We start from the raw sequence: 21,132 nt of genomic DNA, 5'->3' as shown, positions 1-21,132 counted from the left end.
TTTTGCATAATTAAGGAGAAGACAGTGAAATATTTTTAATATATTATATGTGTTAAGTGTTTTGGTATTTTTCATATGTCTTGACAAATCGCTTAAACTAAAAGGCTTCAGGAGTAAGCTTATCGCAGATCACGTAAAATAGAGGATAAAAGGTGAAGTCGATTAAAGGATAAGGATTGGGTGAAAAATTGGAAGCACTGGTTATAATAGACATGACAAACGACTTAGTGTTTGAGAAATACGAATACGAAGGTAGGGAATACAAAGGAAACCTAGTAGCCCCCTCTGGAAAAGAGATAATTAATCCAATAGTTGAGCTTGTGAAAAAAATTCTCAAGAGGGGTAATCCGGCTGTACTCAGGCTTCCGAAAGACCACTACAATGCTTTCACAAATCCGAAACTGGAACTGGAACTTGCGGAACTGGGCATTGATGAGGTGTTCATGACAGGCCTGGTTGATGAGGTATGCATTTACCAAAACGCGCTTGGATTTCTAGAAAGGGGTTTTCGGACAAACGTCGTAAAAGGCTGTACTGCTCCCTTTGATCCGGAAAAAGGAAAAGAAGCTCTGGAAAAACTTGATGCCTGTGGAGCAAAGATGGTTGACGATATTCCTGCGGATATAGGCATAATCTTGCTTCTCGAAGACGAACACAACGAAAATTCGAAAGAGATAAAATCAGGCAGCTGGCCACCTCATAGTATGGAAGGAACACCCGGAGCTCTTACAATTAAACCTATCAGGGAGGCGCTTGAGGGCAGGAAATAAAATACCAGTAAAAAATACGAGTAAATAAAAATGAAAGAAAAAATTCAAGTAAATAAAAATGAAAGAAAAAATTCAAGTAAATAAAAATGAAAGAAAAGACGGGGAATAAAAGGCAATCCGGAAATCTATCTCGATAATGCGAGAGAACTCCTTCCTCGACGATCGGATTTATCCGATCTGGCAGGTGGGAGGGAGAGCCGTCAACTTTTAAACGAAATACATTCTAAAGAAAATTATATGACCTTTTAGAATATATTAACATTATATGCTAAAAGCCTACAAAAGCCCTGCTTTTTTCCTCTACTATTCAGCTTTGCCTCTCACCTTTATAACTAAGCTTTTATCACCGGCTTAGTCTGGCTCAATTTAATACCCTTTCTTCAAAGTTCAACACATATTCGTTTTCCTCAAACTGTTTTTCTTTCGGTTCTTCAATTGCCTGCGGTTTTCTTTCCGAATCCTTTTTAATATGAAGTACCCGCTGTGGGAAGGGAATTTCTATGCCATTTTCTTCAAGGGTTTTTTTAATATTCCACAGGAGCTTCGTTTTCAACCCGAACCATTCGCTTACAGGCGCCCAGATCCTTACAATAATATTTACCGAGCTTTCTCCAAGCTCAGTAACAAAAACCGAGGGAGAAGGGTTCAGAAGAGCGAAGGGCTCCTTATCTATAAGTTCTTTGATCAACCATATTGCGGCACTGGCATCATCACTATAGCGGATTCTGACAGTGTATTCAAACCTTCTTACAGGGTGCCCTACAATGTTTGTTATGTTTGTGGTAAAGACCTGCTGATTGGGCAGGCGGACAAGGAGCCCGTCATAGGTACGGATAAGGGTGGAGATTATGCGGATATCGGTAACATAGCCAGCTGTCCCGTTGATTTCTACCTGGTCCCCTATTTTTATAGGTCTTTCAAACATAAGGAAACAGCCCGAAACCAGATTTCCAACGATGTTCTGGCTCGCAAAACCGAGGACTATACCTGCAACTCCTCCTGCAAGCAGGAGCCCAGAGGGGTCAAGCCCGATTAAAGGAAGTGTGGAAATGAAAACGACAATAAGAGAACTATAGTAAAGGAGCTTGAGGATAGGCTCGCCTACATCCTTGCTGACCCTGTCTTTAAGAGACCTTCGCAGGTAAATTGTAAGAACTCTGGAAAGGAGGACAGAAAACGAAAGAATGACTATAAACTTTATCAGGTCCCCCAGAGTAACTGGACCTTTTGAGGTAGGATACAGGACAAACTCAAAAAAATTAATATCAGGCATAATCTCAGGCAGGATCAAAAGCCCCACCCCATATAAAATTTAAGGGGTACAAAACCAAGCTTCCGGAGGCCATAAACGCCAAAAGCCTCTTTCCTGATTTTTCGGTCTTTCACAAGAGAACCTTTCATCTCTCCATTAATGGGCTGCATCTCGAAACCTGTTTCAGCTGTATTCCTGTTGAGGATGTCCATACGGGCTTTCATAAAAACGTCCCCGTCATAGTACAGTTTCATCCCATAGGCACTGAAAACGGCTTTTGAGATTGAAGCCCAATCAGAGGAGGTGTTTCTGAGAGTTAGTTCCATAATTCCTTCTTGCAGGGGGTTAAGTGAGGGAGAAACCGAATATAACCTGCTTTTCCAGTGCTTACAGACAACTCCATTCGAAACTTCTCCATAAAGAGTAAACTTCTGCCTCACCAGGGTGAAAACATCTATAAGTTGAAGGCTCTTGTTTTCGCTTTCCGAGATAAAGACGCCTATTTCTACCGGAAAAGTCAAAAAAATCTGTTTTTTCTCCCCCCCTGCAAGGAGCAGGGTTTTTTCAAATTCTATCAACAGATTTGGGGTAATTTCTTTCGGAGTATTCAGAGGTTCCACAGGATTAATGATAATTCGCTTTCTATCTCCAAGAATAAGCTTTTCCACTTCATCTCTTCCCAGGGTCCTTCTGTATGTCCATCTGTCCCCAGTTCTTTCTACGGATACGGAGATTCCTTCCTGTTCTACTGAAAATGGGGGGTCATAGTAGCCGTACATAGTATTCCAGCAATTAACATATTTCAATAATTTCTAATTAATATTACATCCTAACCATTATAAAAAAATTACTTTAAATAAATTTTGCAGGACTGTAGAAAAAAGATGGGTCCTGATTAATTGATAGGTAGATTAATTGATTGACCTGTTCGGAATCCCTGAGAGCCTTTCAGTTTTCTTTCCCTGCGCTACGAGGGGTTCAGGCCAGCCGTCATTCATATAAAACAATAAATTGAAAGCCAGTGCCGCAATTAAAAAATTCAATATACAGAAAAAAACGTCCTCAGGAACTAAAAAGAATACTCTCCTAATCCCACAGATAGCTTTTCAATTCTCAGGAAACAATCCTTCATCGAGCGGGACAAAAATAGTCCGGTAAAGCTAATAAGGTTGTATGGGATCAGAGTTTTAATTAATCCTTTTGAGCTCAACTCATTGCTAAACCCATCAGGTAGTCCTCTTGAGCGAAGCGAAAAGGACCGCGTACTCCCGAGACGCAATTCGGGGCGAAAAGGACCTCGTGCTCCCGACGCGAAACTCGGGCGAGACGCAATTCGGGGCGAAAAGGACCGCGTACTCCCGAGACGCAATTCGGGGCGAAAAGGACCTCGTGCTCCCGACGCGAAACTCGGGCGAGACGCAATTCGGGGTTTAGACCCATCTTCTCTTCCTAAAGTAAAGAAACATGCTTATTCCTATTAATGCCATACCCAGCATGACCACAGGATAACCCCAGCGCCATCTGAGTTCCGGCATGTATTCAAAATTCATGCCGTATACTCCTGCAACAAAGGTTAAAGGAATGAAAATCGTGGCGATGATTGTCAGAACTTTCATAATGTCATTCATTCTGTTGCTCAAGCTCGAGAGATAGACGTCTACCATTGAAGACAGGATATCCCTGAAGGCTTCTATGGAATCAATAACCTGAATGGTATGGTCATAGACATCTCTCAGGTAGATCTGCGTAGTCTCCTTTATGAGTCCTGATTCTGCTCTTTGAAGACTGTTTATCAGCTCCCTGAGAGGCCAGACTGATCTACGAAGAACGATCATTTCTCTCTTGTGTTTCTGAATCATCCTCATAGTTTCAGGTACGGGATTTACTATCAGCTTTTCTTCAAGATTCTCAATCTCTTCCCCAAAGTGTTCAAGGATCAAAAAATAGTTATCAATTACAGCATCAATCAGGCTGTATGCAAGATGATCCACTCCGTTCTTTCGAAGGCGTGAGGCAGGATTTTTTAATCTCTCCCTTAGAGGATCAAAAACATCTCCTTCCCTCTCCTGAAAAGAGAGGATATAATTGGGGCCAAGGATGATGCTTACCTGGTCTATAATAATCTCTTCTCTTTCTTCATCGAGAAGTATCATTTTCAGTACAGTATAAATATAGGAACCGTAATCTTCCATTTTCGGGCGCTGCCCTGTATTCAGTATGTCTTCCAGAGTAAGAGGGTGAATGCCAAAGTAACTTCCAAGTTTGTCTATAATTTCTACCTGATCGAGCCCGTCTACATTTATCCATAAGTTCAGGTTTGGCTGATCTTTGAAGGCCTGACATTCTTCCACAGTTTGCGGTTCTTTTTCTATCAGTTCCTTACTATTATACATCCAGGCCCGAATCACGACCCTCTCTGCCTTTTTTTCCCCCACATGGACAAGGGTTCCTGGGGCAAGACCGACATCTGATTTTCTTCTTCCGAAAGTTCTCGTTTTCACGGCTCTGCCTCACCTTCTAATAAAAAATAAACACTTTAGTTAATTAAAACTTCACTGATTTAAGCCTATGCATAGCTTTTTGTCCGAATATGACTACTAAGTTTCTGGAACAATTTGAGATAATTTTCAGTGTCATCTGACTCTCAGTTTAAAAATGAGTTTTTAAATGTTTGCAGATAAATATATGTATTATCCATTTTATAGAATATTATGTTTAATATAATTATAAGTTTTCCAAAAAATAGGGGAATTTGGAAAGATCTTCAGTTTTAAAATCGAATATAGGGGTGATTAATATGGTTCAAACGGAAATTACGAATAGTTTATACAATATGCTTGATCAGTTTATAACATTTATTCCGACACTAGTAGCCATAATTCTTCTTATTATTGTAGGAACAATATTGGGAAAATTCCTTGGAAAGATAGGTGCAAGGATACTGGATAAAATCGGACTTGACGACCTGATTGACAGAACTGTGATAGGAGGAATGATAAGAAGAGCACAGATGAGTACGGTCGGCTTTTTTGATGCAGTCATCCGATGGTTTGTTTATATTATCTTCGCCGTAATCATCCTGGATCTTCTGAATATTGAAGTCCTGAACAATTTCGTCGATACGGTTATCTACTATATCCCGCTCGTTATCTCCGCACTGATAGTGCTCCTTATAGGTATACTGATCGTAGATTTCATCAGCGATCTAATAAAAAAGCTGCTCTTTTCAACCGGAGTGGATGAGAAGTTTGAACAGACAGCTTTCGGAGCTTCGGTAAGAGCAGGGGGATTATCGGCTTCAAGTATAATATCCGGGCTGGTCAGACTCTTTGGTTACCTGATCATCCTTACAGCTGTATTTGATATCCTGAACCTGGATATGGTTACGCAACTCTTGATAGACATTACTCAGTATCTGCCACGTCTTTTCATAGGCATCCTGATCCTTATGATAGGGATCCTCTCTATCGATATAGTGATGGATTACCTGGGCAACACGGTGAGGGGCATGAATGTGGAGGGAACAGAAGTCATTCTTCCTCTCCTGAGGGGCTTCCTGCTGGTTATCGTTATCCTGCTCGCTCTGGATACGATGCTGGTTGACACAGGCATTCTCTATCTCTTCTTCGGACCGCTGGCATGGGGAATTGCTATCGTGGTGGCATTCAAATACGGAGTCAAAGACGCAATTGTTGCTTACGCCAGAGAAAGGAAGTAATTTCTTCCTTTCATTTTTATTACATCGGGAGTGCGGAGGTCACGAATACCCCGCCCTTAAGGTCGGGGACGAAGTGAACCCTCGCCTCTTTTTGTTTTTGATTTAAATCTCTAAATCGTCGCTTCTGTAAAATTATCGGAAATCGGACAGGGGCTTGATAGCAGAGTTTCAATAACTTGGATCGAGGAAACTTTGCTAAAGGACACTGTGAATCATTTCCGAGTAACCGGGTGTGCGGCCCATCAGCATACCCCATCCTTTAGGTTGGGGTGGCCGCACGCAATTTGATTTTTTAATTGAAAATATCTTTCCGGTTTTTATCCGTTAAACTTATTATTTATATCTAACTTAGTTTATCTAACTTAGTTTATCTAATCTTAATCTGTCTAACCCGAAATTAAGTAAAATCCAGAGTATTATATGCTGCACCTTTTTAGTGAATATATATATAAAATATGTGTTGAATCTATCTTAAACATACTTTTCTTCAACTCTAGCAGACTATTTTTTAGAGACAATTAAAATATAATAATTCTATATCCCTGTTTCGATTTTTTCCTGAAATTTAGATTTTTTATTAAGAGAAGGGCTGTATTTGGCCTCTGGAAAGAACCAGTAAGGAGACATAGAGCTTCTAATCTCTGGTATGGATGAGAATGAGGTTTTTCTTCAGAGAAAATCAGGTAAAAAACTGAATGCTCAGATCGTGAATTACTGAACTTTCATTATTATAAGATTTAGAAGAATTTTTATAAAAAAGCTGTCATTCATTGTAATATAATATTAATAAGAAGATACTAATACTCTTTGTATGATATATAACATTGGAAGTCATACATATTCACACGAAATAAAACTTCAGCCAGACAAAAAAGGGGTTCAGATCTAATAGAATAAAATAGAATTGATTTAGGTCTGCTGAAGGGAAAAATAGGGGGGAATTCGGATTAGATCAGGATTAACCAGTTTAGCCTATGCTTTAATCATTTTGTTATTATTAAGCGCAGCCACCTGTACCGGTTCGGCACAGGAAGAAGGGACAACGACTATAATAGATTTGATAGGAGACAACGAAAATTTCGCTATTATCTCAGGTGCCTTCAATAATAGTAGCCTCAATACTGTTCTGACAGGGGACGAGCCGCATACGGTGTTTCTTCCGACAGATGACGCTTTCAATAATATGTCGGAAGGCGCTTTAGAGGAGTTAACAGCAGACCCTGCTGCACTTGAGCAGGTGCTCCTTTACCATGTTGCAAACGGCACCCTCATGACAGAAGACCTGGCTAATGTGAGTAACGTCACAACCCTCCAGGGAAGTGAGCTGCCTGTTAATGTAACTGAAGAAGGGGTATTTGTAGGGAATGCAGAAGTCATCCAGGCAAACGTTACAGCAGATAACGGGGTTGTACATGTTATTGACACAGTACTGATCCCGCCGGAAGGCCCATCCGAGGAAAACGACATTGTTGAAACTGCAATCGAGGATGGAAACTTCACGACTCTTCTGCTGGCACTTGGAGCCGCAAACCTTACTGAAGACCTGAAAGGAGAGGGACCATACACGATTTTTGCCCCGACGGATGAAGCCTTTAACGCCCTGCCCAATGGCACTATTGAGGCTCTCCTTAATGATACCGGTGCATTGACCGAAGTTCTTCACTACCACATGGCAGACGGTAGACTGATGGCAGAAGATATTGTCAATATAACAAATATTACTACCCACACGGGCAGCGAGCTTCCGGTCAATGTTACTGAAGAAGGAGTATTCGTAGGAAACGCACGGATCATAGTGCAGGATATCAATGCCAGCAACGGAGTAATTCACACAATAGATGCAGTCCTTATTCCGGAAGAAGCGGTAGAAGGTCCAATAGAACTGTATAACGATACAGTGAACCTGACTGAAGGGAACTTTACCTTCACGCCGGAAAATGACACTCAGACCTATACAATAGACAACCTCACAGACTTCGGAGCTCTCAATGCAACCGGACTTCAGTTTAACGTATCTGCAATGCAGGACGCGACTGAAGGAAATATGACCGGGAATGAAACCGGAAATATGACCAACAATGTGACCGATGTGTCATTTGTACTTGAGGGTATAGAGAATGTAAATAATAGCAATGCAACCGGAGAAATGTGGTTTGTCTACATCAACGGGGAACCGGCTGAAGAAAACTTCGGGATGAATAATGTCAGTATGGGAGATAACCTGAGCTTCTGGTATACGGTCGAGGGTAACGGAGAAGCTGCAATAGAGAATGCAACCTATGTAGCTAACATTACTATTGCCGGAGAAGAGATGGGTCCAGGTCCCGGAGGAAACCTAACAGTACTGTATAACGATACATTGAACCTGACTGCAGGGAACTTCACTTTCACTCCGGAAAATAGCACGCAGACCTATACGGTAGACAATTTCATCGACATTGGAGCTCTCAATGCAACCGGGCTTCAGTATAATGTGTCCTTACAGGGTGTGAACCTGACCAATATGACCAATATGTCTGTGCTTGAGGGCATAGAGAACATCAGGAACAATAACGCAACCGGAGAAAGATGGTTTGTTTATATAAACGGAACACAGGCTGAAGAAGACTTCGGAATGAATCTAGTAAGTAATGGAACCAACCTGAGCTTCTGGTACACGGTCGAAGAAGATGGAGAAGCTGCAATAGAGAACGCAACCTATGTGGCGAACATTATAGTTGCTATAGAAGAAGGAATGGAACCTGGACCGGGACCTGAGCCTGGGCAGAATCTAACAGAACTATATAATGATACAGTGAATCTGACTGCAGGGAACTTCACCTTCACTCCGGAAAACGATACTCAGTCCTATGAAATAGATAACCTTACAGACTTCGGAGCTCTCAATGCAAGCGGACTTCAGTATAATGTGTCTGTATTGCAGGACGTGACTGACGGAAATATAACTGATAATATGACCGAAAACCAAACTGGAAACGTTACCGGGAATATGACTGGCAGTGACGTGGCGTTTGTGCTTGAGGACATAGAAGGAATTGAGAGCGATACTGAAACCGGAGAGATGTGGTTTGTCTACATCAATGGTGAACCGGCTGAAGAAAATTTCGGGATGAACAATGTAAGCGATGGGGACAACCTGAGCTTCTGGTATACAACTGAAGAAGGTGGAGAAGCTGCAATAGAGAATGCAACCTATGTAGCTAACATTTCGGTTGCTGTAGAAGAAGGAATAGAACCTCAGCCTGGACAAAACCTGACTGTATTATATAATGATACATTGAACCTGACCGAAGGAAATTTCACCTTCACACCGGAAAATAGCACGCAGACCTATACGGTAGATAATTTCACCGATATCGGAGCTCTCAATACAACCGGACTTCAGTATAATGTGTCCATAGTGCAGAATGGAAATATGACCGATAATATGACCAATATGACCAATATGGCCAATACGTCTGTACTTGAAGGCATAGAGGGCATCAGGAACAATAACGCAACCGGAGAAAGATGGTTTGTTTATATAAACGGAACACAGGCTGAAGAAGACTTCGGAATGAATCCGGTAAGTAATGGAAGCAACCTGAGCTTCTGGTACACGATTGAAGAAGGCGGAGAGGCTGCAATAGAGAACGCAACCTATGTGGCAAACATTACGGTTGCTATAGTGGAAGGAGAGGTTCCATCTGAGGAGAACGACATTATTGAAACTGCAACCGAGGATGGAAACTTTACAACTCTTCTGGCAGCAATTGAGGCTGCAAACCTGACTGACACGCTGAAAGGGGAAGGTCCGTTCACGGTCTTTGCCCCGACGGACGAAGCCTTTAATGCTCTGCCCAACGGCACAATCGAAGCTCTCCTTAACGACACTGATGCATTGACCAACATTCTTCTCTACCACGTTGCAGGGGAGAGGCTGATGGCAGAAGATGTTGTTAACATGACCAACATTACGACTCTTCAGGGCAGTGAACTGCCGGTCAATGTGACTGAGGAAGGAGTATTCGTAGGGGATGCACAGATTATATTGCAGGATGTAAATGCCAGCAACGGAGTAATCCACGCAATAGACGCGGTCCTCATTCCGGAAGAAGGAACAGAACCTGAACCCGAGCCAGGACAAAATGTGACAGTGCTGTACAACGACTCAGTTAATCTCACTCAGGGAAATACTACATTTATGCCGGAAAACTCTACCCAGAGTTACAGAATAGACAACTTTACCGACTTCGGAACCCTGAATGCAACCGGGCTCGACTTTAACGCGTCAGTACTGCAAAATATGACCGGGAACATGACCGGGAATGAAACCGGAAATATGACCAGTATGACCAATGTGTCACTTGTACTTGAGGGCATTGAGGGCATAAGAAACAATAATACAACCGGAGAGATGTGGTTTGTCTACATCAACGGAGAACCTGCTGAAGAAAACTTCGGAATGAATAACGTAAGTGCAGGAGACAACCTGAGCTTCTGGTATACAACTGAAGAAAACGGGAATGCAGCAATAGAAAATGCTACCTATGTAGCTAATGTCACGGTTGCCGAACTGAGAGCGAGAGCAAACATCATTCCGGCAGCACAAAACCAGACGAATTTGACCGTATTTGTAAACGCAGTGCAGACCGCAAACCTGACACAGACCCTGAACGAAACAGGACCTTATACTGTCTGTATTCCAAGTAACGAAGCCTTTAATAAGCTGCCAGCGGGAACCCGCAATGAGCTCATGAACAACACTACCCTGCTAAGGGAAGTTCTCTCCTACCATGTAATAAGTGGGAGATACACTCGTGAGCAGCTTGTCAGCAGGAATAATGTCACCAACATTCAGGGCAATGTACTTCAGATCAATACGATAGGGAACAATATCACAATACAAAACGTAAATGTCACACAGATAATCATTGTAAACAACGGGGTTATCTGTATAATTGACGAAGTGCTCATCCCTCCAGGCAGCGGGATTCCTTCTGATGGAAACCAGACCGATGGAAATCAGACCGATGGAAATCAGACCGATGGAAATCAGACCGATGGAAATCAGACTAATGGAAATCAGACTAATGGAAACCAAATAGACGGTAATCAGACCGGTAACCAGACTGCTGGCAACGAAACCGGAGACTGGTATTTCTTCTCAATTCCTTTCGAAGCCAACAATACAAGCGTTGATCACCTGCTTTCGGATGTGAACTATACCTCCCTGATTTACTACAACGCTTCAACCAAACTCTTCGAAGATGTCTCAAACATTGAGCCTCTGAAGGGATACTGGATCAATGTTCCTAACGGAACAGAATTCAATGCTTCGGAACAGTTCTCTTCGGTTGAGAAGAAACAGCAGATTACTGCTCCACCGAGCCTGCAGGTATATCCGGGTTGGAACGCTCTGGGTTCACCCGTAAACGAGACTGTCTCTGCAGAAGCTGCATTTATAACCCTTAACAACTCGTATAACAACTCGTATGCAAAAATTGTGGGTCCATGGGTGCCGGGTAATAACACTACAGGTTATTACCAGTATGTTGGCTACAATGGCCTTAACGGGACAATAGGCGAGAACCAGCTAGGAGCGGATGAATTCGAAGTCAGACCCTATGAAGGTTACTGGGTCTTTATAAGACAGGAATATCTGTATGCCTGAGGAGGTTTGCCCTGAACAGTAATGTAAAAACTATAGAAGATAGAAAAACAGTCATCAAAGAGAAAAGAAGGAGATTTCCATAAATGGAAACTTCCTCTTTATTTAAATTTATTTTTAATTAATCTTTTTCTTCGTTGCTCTCTGATTAACTGGTTGATCTGTTCCGAAATCCAAAGAAGAAATATTTTAGTTTTCTTTCCTTGCTCGCGCTTAGACTTGCCTGTCAGCTAGATAAATCTTCCTCTGGCTCCGGAAACCTCTTTTCAGAAATCGCTTTTCAACTCTGGAAACGTAAGTGTTCCTGACATCCTGTCTGACGGTTTGTCGGTAGAAACAAAATAAGAATAAAACAAAATAAGGATAAACAAAATAAGAATAAAACAAAATAAGAATAAAACATAAATGAATAGAAACAGGTTTTTCGGTTGCTTTTAGCTATTTGTTTCTTTTTGATCTTATCAATAACGACTTAAAACAGTGAATGACATTATTCGGGATATCATTATAACGGTGGATGATTCCTTTATTTAATCTCATTTTTACTATTTCAGCTGCTTCAATTCTTTTGCAGAAATTTATTACTTAGGGCCTGCGGAGGGTCACGAATACCACGTTCTTCAGGAGTGGATGAAGTGAATCCTCACCTATTTTTGTTTTCGTTTAATTAAGGAGTTACAGAGAAAACGGAATACAGAAAACAGAGGTTTAATCACACAGATTAGAGAAGTCCGGACAACGAGAAATTAACGATTTCTAAGTACAAGAATAACCGAGCGGGCGGCCTGAAGCATACCCCCATCCTTTAAGAAGGTGGCAGCACGCAATTTGATTTACACTCTTAAAGTTCATGTATTTTTTAGTCAATATTTATATAAGGCTTCTTGCACAAGGTTGAATGCATGGAAACCCCCGACACTCTTAATACTACCCTGGATTCTATAGAAACTCCCGCTTCTTTTGCAGAAAATATTTCCTATCTTGACAGAATATTAGAGCATGCATTCGCCTGGTTCTCGAATAACTTCAGCATGCTAGTATTCATTCTTTTAGTAGGCATGGGAACTATCCTTGTAGCAAGGACTATAAACAACGTTACGGAAAGTTACTTTAAAAGAGTAAACAGCAGGCTGCATATGGATATCACGACTTTCCGGATGGTCAGGCACATTGCGGTTGCAGCAGTCTATTTTATAGGTCTGGTTGTTATAATATTCAATATTCCTAGCCTGGCTAATCTCTCCGTAGCCCTGTTATCCGGGGCAGGGCTCGCCGGTATAGTAATCGGTTTTGCAGCCCAGAACACGCTGAGCAACATTATTGCAGGCATTTCCCTTGCTCTGTTTCAGCCTTTCAGGGTTGGAGATAGGCTGACTATTATGAACGAATTCGGAAAGGTTACGGACCTTAACCTCAGGCATACGGTTATTCTAACCTGGGATAACAGGCGCCTTATTATCCCCAATTCGGTAATCAGTAGTGAGGCAATAGTTAACTGGACCATAGAAGACCCTGCAGTTATCTGGCCATTGGATGTTGGAATCAGCTATGATTCCGATATAAGCCTGGCAAAGAAAATCATGATCGAAGAAGCCAGAAAACACCCGAAGGTCATGTCTCCTCAGACCCTGGAATACAGTGTTGTAAGGCCCGGTATATTGAAATCCGATACCTTTGCAAATGGGTTCATGAACCCGTCCGTACTCCATACTGTAGACCCGGATTTCAGGGAAAGAGGACAGGTTAAAGTATACGTGACAGAACTTGGCGATTTTGCCGTAAATCTCCGCATGCAGGTCTGGTTTAAGGACAGGAGTGATGCATACGGCTCAGGGTGCGAAATCAGAGAAGCAATTAAAAAGCGCTTTGACAGTGAAGGTATCGAAATCCCATATCCTTACAGGACTGTCGTATATAAAACCGATATTCAGAAGGAAAAAGCTCCTGAAAAACCCACCTCATCCGAAGACATTAAAGTCGAATACGCTCCAATAAGCAGGCTAACTTATATTGACGATAAAACAGGCATTGACGATGAAACAGGTCAATAAAACAGGTCAATAAAACAGGTCAATAAAACAGGGCAATAAAAAAGTTAGTGAAACAGGGTACTAAAACGGGTCGATTAAAGATCAATGAAGGGGAACTTAAATAATGAAAGGATTTTAAAGTTCCCTTTCATCGATTACTCTTTTTGTCTTTTTCATGCTTCTTGGAAGTTCTCCAAGCTTCACGCCCACGATATCAACGCTTACCCCTATAAAGTCCTTGAACGCTTTTCCCAGGGCCTTTTCAGTTTTTTCTTTCTTTAAAGGGTCTTCTGCTCCTTCAAGTTCAACCCTGAAGGTCATGCTTTCTCTGCCGTCTTTACGCGTAAGGAGGATCTGGTACTCACTGCTTACTCCTGGGACCCTGTGAATAATGTCCTCGATCTGACCCGGGTAGATGTTTACTGCTTTGAACTTTATGCGGTCGTCAGACCTGCCGAGGATTCTGTCAATTCTCGGGAAGGGGCAGCCACATTTGCAGAGTCCCGGAATTATGCGCGTCAGGTCTCTTGTCCTGTAGCGGATCAGGGGAGCGCCTTCTTTTGTGAGGGTGGTAATAACAAGCTCTCCAAGAGTGCCTTCTGGAAGTTGCTCGCCAGTTATAGGATCGATGATCTCAAAAAGCAGGTGGTCGGACCAGTAATGCATCCCTTCGTGGAAGGAACAGTCAAGAGCAATTCCGGGACCATAGACTTCGGTAAGCCCATAGATGTCAAAGGTCTCGATTCCGAGTTCGGTTTCGATCCGGTTTCGCATCTTTTCGCTCCAGCGCTCCGAGCCGATAACTCCTACCCTGAGGTTGATCTGGTCCTTTAGACTGCGCTTTTCGATCTCTTCGGCAAGCAAGAGTGCATATGAAGAGGTGCTTGCAAGAGCCGTAGTCTTGAGGTCGGTAAGCATTTCAAGCTGTTTTTCGGTGTTTCCCGGACCTGTGGGTATTGCCATTGCTCCAAGGCGCTCGGCTCCAAGCTGGAACCCTATTCCTGCAGTCCAGAGCCCGTACCCGGGTGTTATCTGGATTCTATCCTGGTTGGTAAGGCCTGCCAGCATGTAGCAGCGCATCATGAGCTCTGCCCAGACATCAACATCCTTCCGGGTATAGGGGATAATGACAGGCTTGCCGGTTGTCCCTGAGGAAGAGTGGATCCTGACAACTTCGGAATCAGGCACTGCCTGCAGCCCGAGGGGATAGGCATCCCTCAGTTCCTCTTTGTGTGTGAAAGGAAGAAGTTTCAGGTCTTCCAGGGACCTGATTTTTTCGATATCTACGTTTGCTTCCCTGAACTTCTTCTGGTAAAACGGGCTGCCCTCAACTACACGTTTAAGCAGGTTTTTCAGTTTTGCAAGGGTATCTTCTTCTGAGAGTTTGGGATGGTAGAGCTGGACATCCGGATCTAGCTCAGACTCCAAGAATGCTTCATACATTCAATTTCACCTTCTGTCCTCCGTCTGTTCCCTGTGCGGGTGCCCGGAGATTATCTCAATTTTTTCGATCGCACCTTCAAACGCAGCCCTGTTTACAGCTCTGTGTTTTTCAGGAATTTCTGTTTCAAGTACTGCCAGAATATCTTCTCGTGAAAAAGGTAGCATACCTGTACCTGCAGCAGCTCCCAGCATTGCAACATTTGCAGCCCTGTGTGTGCCTGCCTCTTCTGCAAGCTGTGTGAAATCAAGGCAAAGCATGCCCGGGATGTGTGCTTCCAGAAAGGATAGCAAAGCTTCAGGGTCATATTCAGGGCTTCCCGGAGGCTTTGATGCAGGGGGTACGGCATGAGAGTTCACTATGATTTTTCCGTCCCTTTTCAGGAAAGGCAGGTTTCTTACGGCTTCTGCAGGTTCAAGCCCTATAAGCAGGTCTGCCTGACCTGCAGGGATAAGGGAGCCCTGGATCTCATCTCCGATCCTTATATGGCTGCTTACCGAACCTTCCCTCTGAGACATGCCTATTGTTTCAGCAGTACTCACCCGGTATCCGGTTTTCATTGCAGCAAGCGCAAGCATGCGGGAAGCAAGCACGACACCCTGCCCTCCGACACCTGCAATCAGGATATCATACTTCATTCCTTCATATTTCATTCCTTTAAATTTCTTCACTTCAAATTTTGTTCCTTCATATTTTGTTCCTTCATATTTCGTCCCTTCATATTTCGTCCCTTCACCCTTCATTTCTTCACCCCGCTTTCCCTTATGGCTCCTGAAGGACAGACCTGTGCACAGAGCCCGCAGCCGCTGCAACTGTCCTGAATGAGAGGCTTATCTTCTCCAGCAGGGAGGAAAATGGCAGGGCAGCCAAGCTGTTTTATGCAGAACCCGCAGCCTGTGCAGCTTTCAGTATCAATTGCAAACCGTGTCCTGGGTTTTGTAATCCCAACGCATTTCCCTTTAAACACAACTGCGGAAGGGCCCTTAAATTCAATAGCTTCTTTTGCCGCCTCCACGCAGTTTTCCAGGCTGTTTTCCAGGCTGTCTATATTTACGGATTTTACAAACTCAACGCCACAGCTACGGACTACACCGGCGATATCAATTGCTTTTGAGGCACTCCCGAGAGCAGTCACTCCTATTCCGGGATGGGGCTGGTGCCCTGTCATAGCAGTTGTGCGGTTATCAAGGACTGCAAGGGTAACATCAGCTCCATTGTAAACTGCATTTACCACAGCAGGGATGCCTGAATGGAAGAAGGTCGAGTCCCCGATAAAAGCTACCTGCTTTGCCTCAGGGTTCGTGCGGGAAAGCCCTCCTGCAATGCTCATCCCTGCCCCCATGCAGAGGCAGGTATCAACCATATTGAGAGGGTGTGCGTTTCCCAGGGTGTAACAGCCAATATCTCCGGAAAAAATAGTTTCAACCTGAGAGTCCTTTTTAAGCTGTTTTGCAGCCTGCTTAAATGCGTAAAAAACAGTCCTGTGCATGCAGCCAGCACAGAGAGTAGGAGCTCGGATCGGCAAGGGTGGAAGTTCACCTCTCAAAACTGCAGGGGAAGCGTGGGAAAGGCTGGCAGTCTCCTTGAGGTCTGCAAGCACTTTGTTGACGCCGTCAATAATAGCATCAACATTGTATTCCCCGCTCACCGGGAAAAAGCCGTTCTTTTTTCCGTAAACATCAACGGACAGGTGAGCCCTTCCGACAAGCTGGAGAGCCTGTTCTTCGAGGTAAGGGTCAAGTTCTTCGACCACAATCAGCTTTTCAATCCCTTTTAAGAAGGAAAGGGCTGCCTTTTCCGGAAAAGGATACACTGTCCCGACCCGGAAGATAGTGAAAAGCTCTTCAAAGCCCTTTACAGCCTCCTTTACATAAAGTGCTGAAACCCCTGAGGCTATAATTCCTATTTTCCCGTTTCCAGAAACCGAATTGTACGGAAACCCCGAAAAGCGCTCGGAAAGCTGTACCTGCACATTTTCAAGCCAGGGGTGCCGTTCTGCGGTAAGCCTTGGAAAAATCGTCCAGCGCCTGTCCTTTGTAAAGCCCTCACATGAAGCTTTAACCGGAACTCCAGCTGGAGCAGGTTTTGAGGGTTCTGAGAGGTCTGGTTCCGCAGCTGCAAGTTCGACATCCCCGCAGCTGTGTGAAACCCGTGTGGTAGTCCTGAGGATGACAGGAATTTCGAATTCGTGGGAAAGCTCAAAAGCCAGCTTTGTAAGCTCGTAGGCTTCCTGTGGGGTTGCAGGGTCAAGGACAGGGATATTTGCAAAATGCCCGAAAGCTCTCGTATCCTGTTCGGTCTGGGAAGAATGAGGCCCCGGGTCATCAGCAACAAGCAGGACAAGAGCCCCTTTTACGCCGATGTAGGTCAGGCTCATCAGAGGGTCGGATGCAACGTTTAACCCTACCTGCTTCATGGTCACAAGGGTCTTTGCCCCGGAGTAAGCCGCCCCTACAGCCGTTTCAAGTGCAACCTTCTCGTTGCTCGACCACTCGGTATAAATCTCGCATCTGTCCGCATACCGGATGATCGTTTCCAGAGCTTCGGTCGAGGGGGTTCCCGGATACCCGGTAACTACCTGGACTCCGGCTTCTATAGCTCCAAGTGCAATGGCTTCATTACCCATTAACAGTTTTTTTTCAGTCAAATAAGCTCATCTCGGATCTCGGGTAATATTTAATGAAATAGATAATTTTGACAAGCCTCAAAGGAATAAAATGAGGTTGAAAACGAACCTGAATTCTCAAATCATCCAGTAAAATTGTTTCGAGAATTCGAAAAGATACTTTAAGGAATTTTTACCGCTGCTCTCGCTGCGGAAGTATAATGTTCATCTATGTACAGTGCTGTGGGAAGAAGTACGTAAAATTCGAATATAAAGTTTTTGTTTTGTGGGGTTGTGTAGTTAGTGGTTTAATTTAATGGATCTTCATTGTTTTGTGTTTATCTCCTTATAAAAATCATTGCGGTCTTGAATTAAAAATCATCTTATCCATCGGGAATGACGAAGAACCCAAAAAGAATTCTCTTTTATCCCATAATCCGTTCAATCGATATATTCTTCTCCAGAGTTTCCACAGTCACTATAAAATCTGTTTTATCATTAATTGTCAGCCTGTATCTTTCTCTCAAAATAACTACCGCAGTAGCTGTCTATATCCCGGTTCTTTTGTTTCCGTAACAAAATGGTGCTGACCTTTTATCTTTCATAGTGATTTTTTCGCTTATGACCTACCGGATGAAACCATTTATAACTGTAGAATAATTATATATATGTCAAAATACAGTTTAGCTAGTAAGATCAGGTTTTAAACACATTAACCTTATAAAATTAAACTTTTTAATCAGCATATGTAAAACGATTTTACAGAGGTTATGAATTTGTTGCCAAAAAAACAGTTAGCAGTAGAAAAAGCAAAGGAAATAGAAGCAATTACCAACTCGCTGGTAAAAGAAATTGAAGTACTGAAAAAGAAAGTAGAAGCACTTAAAGAAGCCTTAAAAGAAGATGAACGGTTAGTAAGATAAAAAAAGAATAATTAAAAAAGAAAACCATATTAATACTTGCCACGCTTTTGTTATTGTTTGCAGCTATTGGACTATAAAGTACAGGTTTAACGGCTTATTCGATATCACCCTTGCAGAAGCAAAGTCACGATTACTATCAGGATCAAATGTAGTCTTTACAGGAAACTGAAGAACAAACAGCCAGGGGCAATTAAGAAGTAAATTAGCTAATTAGAGAGTTCAAAAGAGATAAAAAGGTACAGGACGAAGAATATAATTCATTTTTCCCCTCCCATAATTACAAATTATATGCAAAAGTAGTTAAGATGCCGATTTTTGCGTATTCATAAAAATTATTTTTTACCCTTTCCTTTAACTCCTTTTCGCGCTTTTGTTTCCGTTAATGAAAGGGTGCTGACCTGATATTGCCTGCGTTGAAATTTTGTAAAATTTTGTAAAATTTTGTAAAATTTTGCCGGACAAATCCTAAAATATTCTTGTCAATTGTATCCCATTCAGAATAGAAATTTGGAGTAAAGATCAGGACCGGAAATCGAGAGCTCGCAAAATGTTGAAAGTGATTTTTGCTTTTTGTAATACAGCTCTCAGTTTCTTGATTCTTATTTCTTGATCATTCCCTGGACCTTTTTAATGTTATCTATGGATTTTTTCTTTAGCTCGATCTTTTTTTCCATTTTATTTATTTTCATTTCCAGCCATTGTATTTTCATGTCCATTTTCATTAATGCAACTTCTCTTTTCTGCTCTTCGGTCAGAAGTTCCCAGATTTCGGACATCGAGCCGTGATGCATTTGAGTTTTCCCTGACATTTCGCCCATGTTTAATTACCCCCTTTCTTTATAACTGACTTCACTGGAATCTGCCATTATCAATCGAAACCTCGGAAACTGGCAAATAGTCCCGGGTATCATAAAGAGATTATTATTTCTGACATATAATGACTAGAGAAATATAATTAAGAAACCAATAATAAATTGATATAGAGCTTGAAAAGGGAAGAATGGCAAAAGATGTACTGATGATCCTATATTTTGTTTGTAATCTCCCCAGGCATCCGGATATTTAAAATGAATCAAAATGAGTTACAGTTTTTCTACTGCTCTCCACAATAACTGCATCAGGGAAGGTCTAACAATCTTGCCCTTTCCAGTTATACATATTTCTTTGCGTTGAAAAGTAAAAATTAAATTTATGATAACACGAAAGAGAAAGCCGCCAGGCACGAACTTAATTCCCTTCAAATAAATTTACAATACCGGTTTCAGGTTGACTTTTTAAAGAGATACAGCAACATCATCACAAGAATCAAAAAATTGAATCTACAGGGGGTCGTTTGGGAATCACTTTGTACATTTATTTCACTCTTCTTCGTGTCAGTTCCATATTCATTGTTTACTGTAAGCGTTACCCTGTAATATCCTGCAGCAGAGTAGGTGTGCTCCGGATTCTGCCGGGTCGAGTTGGTTCCGTCTCCAAAGTCCCAGTACCGGTTTGCTGGCGTTCCTCTTGTACTTGTATCTATGAACAGTACCGTCCAGTGGGTATGATCGGAGTCACATTTGCAGTGAAGGAGGCTACAGGGCTTTAACGTGGGCTACGCACGTATAAATATAATTTTTAACTCCGTCACGTTCCAACGCTTTTATACTATCCTGTCCCCTTATATTGTGCAGGCCACGGCTCACCTGATTCATTGCTTGTTATTTAAATTTCCTTTGAGGTAGTGCGTGAGCCGAGTTTCCTGTCAGGCTGATGCAACTATCCAGATAATAATCAAAAACGCAAAAGCTAGCGATATAACAAATAATTTACTTCTCATTTACTCCCCCCAAACTAAAGTTACAGTTACCTCGCTGCAAGTAACTGGCTATATTCGAGCCTCCACTCTCGTTATAATGAAACTATTCGAAATCAATAAAAGCTATGAAGTATTTATTATCAGACACAATGATCTGCTCGTCATAGCTCCATTTATAATATGAAGGCAGCTAAAAAATATAAATCAATCAGTATAAAAACGGTTTTTGGGAAAAGTTTTATCTCCGGAATGGATTGTGAAACATTAGAATGAAATAATCTTCTTAATCAGGAGTTTTCTGAGAAATTCTCAAATTTTCCTCTCCTTACTCTCTCCACATAGCCTATTTTTCAAGCTTTTTCTTACAGTTTTTCTGAAAACTTTGAATGTCATGGTTTATTGAATTCCTCTGTCAGGCATTTCAGGATCTAATCATAATTCTTGTTATTGATTGGCTCGGTATATTTTTAAAATAATTGTAACTATTCAGATTATAGTTAACGGCGCTCCCTTGAGCGCCGCTATAATACCCTCCAAAACAGGTAATCCGTTCTTTCTAATTGTAGAGATGTAAGCTCTAATTCTGCAGAAAGCTTCCGCTCCTTGTGTTGTTCTGAAAGTTCCTGATATCTTCTGCTGTAGTTTCATCATCCTGATATCTCTTTCTGCTTGATTATTCTCAAACGGAACTTTCAAATCTGTCAGGAATCTCAGGATCTTTTCTTTATGTTCTATAAACCTATCCAGCAGATTCCTTGCTTTAGTTTTTGGATTCTTTCCACGTTTTCCTTGCTTTTCAGGATTTAGAGATTGTGGATTTTCTTCAATTCCTTTAATTATGATAGCATCGAACCTTTCTTCCAATGCTTTAATTTGCTCAAAATCCAGTTCTTTGACTTGCTCCTTGCATTCGTCGGTATACTTTTTCATCTCAGTGAGCAGTTC

Annotated in this window: 15 protein-coding genes; 6 read left to right on the top strand and 9 right to left on the bottom strand. The window is 42.2% G+C overall.

All coding sequences use genetic code 11. The annotated features are described in order from the left end of the window. Positions 1-176: 176 nt before the first annotated feature. Positions 177-770 (top strand): isochorismatase family cysteine hydrolase, encoded by a 594-nt coding sequence (locus FXV91_RS19375; protein WP_229392435.1) that lies wholly within the window; start codon positions 177-179, stop codon positions 768-770. A 361-nt stretch (positions 771-1,131) separates the two neighbouring features. On the opposite strand, the gene FXV91_RS19370 is transcribed toward FXV91_RS19375, so the two are convergent. Further along, the gene (locus FXV91_RS19370; protein WP_229392434.1) at positions 1,132-2,070 is read right to left on the bottom strand and encodes a mechanosensitive ion channel family protein; all 939 of its coding nucleotides are present in this window, start codon (positions 2,068-2,070) and stop codon (positions 1,132-1,134) included. Beyond that, the gene (locus tag FXV91_RS19365; protein WP_229392433.1) at positions 2,058-2,801 is read right to left on the bottom strand and encodes a DUF432 domain-containing protein; all 744 of its coding nucleotides are present in this window, start codon (positions 2,799-2,801) and stop codon (positions 2,058-2,060) included. Before FXV91_RS19365 ends, FXV91_RS19370 begins: the two co-directional genes overlap by 13 nt. Positions 2,802-3,236: 435 nt before the next feature. Between FXV91_RS19365 and FXV91_RS19360 the strand changes: the two genes are divergently transcribed. Next, positions 3,237-3,503: a hypothetical protein gene (locus tag FXV91_RS19360; protein WP_229392432.1), complete on the top strand. Its 267-nt coding sequence runs from the start codon at positions 3,237-3,239 to the stop codon at positions 3,501-3,503. On the opposite strand, the gene corA is transcribed toward FXV91_RS19360, so the two are convergent. Continuing rightward, on the bottom strand, positions 3,453-4,523 hold the full coding sequence (gene corA, locus FXV91_RS19355; protein ID WP_229392431.1) for a magnesium/cobalt transporter CorA: 1,071 nt from the start codon (positions 4,521-4,523) through the stop codon (positions 3,453-3,455). The two genes, FXV91_RS19360 and corA, sit on opposite strands and share 51 nt — an antisense overlap. 296 nt (positions 4,524-4,819) lie before the next feature. Between corA and FXV91_RS19350 the strand changes: the two genes are divergently transcribed. The 3 genes from FXV91_RS19350 (at position 4,820) to FXV91_RS19340 (ending at position 13,441) form a co-directional block, all read left to right on the top strand. Continuing rightward, positions 4,820-5,740 (top strand): hypothetical protein, encoded by a 921-nt coding sequence (locus FXV91_RS19350; protein ID WP_229392430.1) that lies wholly within the window; start codon positions 4,820-4,822, stop codon positions 5,738-5,740. A gap of 988 nt (positions 5,741-6,728) precedes the next feature. Further along, complete coding sequence (locus tag FXV91_RS19345) at positions 6,729-11,393, top strand: fasciclin domain-containing protein (RefSeq protein ID WP_229392429.1); 4,665 nt, start codon at positions 6,729-6,731, stop codon at positions 11,391-11,393. Between the two features lie 899 nt (positions 11,394-12,292). Further along, positions 12,293-13,441, top strand: a complete 1,149-nt coding sequence (locus FXV91_RS19340) for a mechanosensitive ion channel family protein (RefSeq protein WP_229392428.1) — start codon at positions 12,293-12,295, stop codon at positions 13,439-13,441. Between the two features lie 114 nt (positions 13,442-13,555). On the opposite strand, the gene FXV91_RS19335 is transcribed toward FXV91_RS19340, so the two are convergent. From FXV91_RS19335 to iorA, 3 genes are read right to left on the bottom strand one after another with little or no spacing between them, the layout of a single operon-like run. Next, the gene (locus FXV91_RS19335; RefSeq protein ID WP_229392427.1) at positions 13,556-14,863 is read right to left on the bottom strand and encodes a phenylacetate--CoA ligase; all 1,308 of its coding nucleotides are present in this window, start codon (positions 14,861-14,863) and stop codon (positions 13,556-13,558) included. Positions 14,864-14,869: 6 nt separating this feature from the next. Then, entirely contained in the window at positions 14,870-15,604 is a 735-nt protein-coding gene (locus FXV91_RS19330) for an indolepyruvate oxidoreductase subunit beta (protein WP_229392426.1), read from the bottom strand. Then, complete coding sequence (gene iorA / locus FXV91_RS19325) at positions 15,601-17,508, bottom strand: indolepyruvate ferredoxin oxidoreductase subunit alpha (protein ID WP_229392425.1); 1,908 nt, start codon at positions 17,506-17,508, stop codon at positions 15,601-15,603. Before iorA ends, FXV91_RS19330 begins: the two co-directional genes overlap by 4 nt. Before the next feature lie 737 nt (positions 17,509-18,245). Between iorA and FXV91_RS19320 the strand changes: the two genes are divergently transcribed. Then, positions 18,246-18,389 carry a hypothetical protein gene (locus tag FXV91_RS19320; RefSeq protein ID WP_229392424.1) on the top strand — a complete coding sequence of 48 codons (144 nt, stop codon included), beginning with the start codon at positions 18,246-18,248 and terminating at the stop codon, positions 18,387-18,389. 599 nt (positions 18,390-18,988) lie between these two features. On the opposite strand, the gene FXV91_RS19315 is transcribed toward FXV91_RS19320, so the two are convergent. From FXV91_RS19315 to FXV91_RS19305, 3 genes are all read right to left on the bottom strand, one after another. Further along, entirely contained in the window at positions 18,989-19,207 is a 219-nt protein-coding gene (locus tag FXV91_RS19315; RefSeq protein ID WP_229392423.1) for a hypothetical protein, read from the bottom strand. Positions 19,208-19,650: 443 nt separating this feature from the next. Continuing rightward, positions 19,651-19,911: a PKD domain-containing protein gene (locus FXV91_RS20320; RefSeq protein ID WP_345945543.1), complete on the bottom strand. Its 261-nt coding sequence runs from the start codon at positions 19,909-19,911 to the stop codon at positions 19,651-19,653. Between the two features lie 762 nt (positions 19,912-20,673). After that, on the bottom strand, positions 20,674-21,132 hold a 459-nt coding region (locus tag FXV91_RS19305), incomplete at its 5' end, for a transposase (RefSeq protein WP_229392422.1).

It is taken from the genome of Methanosarcina sp. DH2 (genome assembly GCF_020804225.1).
Lineage (GTDB): Archaea > Halobacteriota > Methanosarcinia > Methanosarcinales > Methanosarcinaceae > Methanosarcina.
The sequence above is the reverse complement of the archived record's forward strand: the minus strand, read 5'-3'. Positions and strand labels throughout refer to the sequence as shown.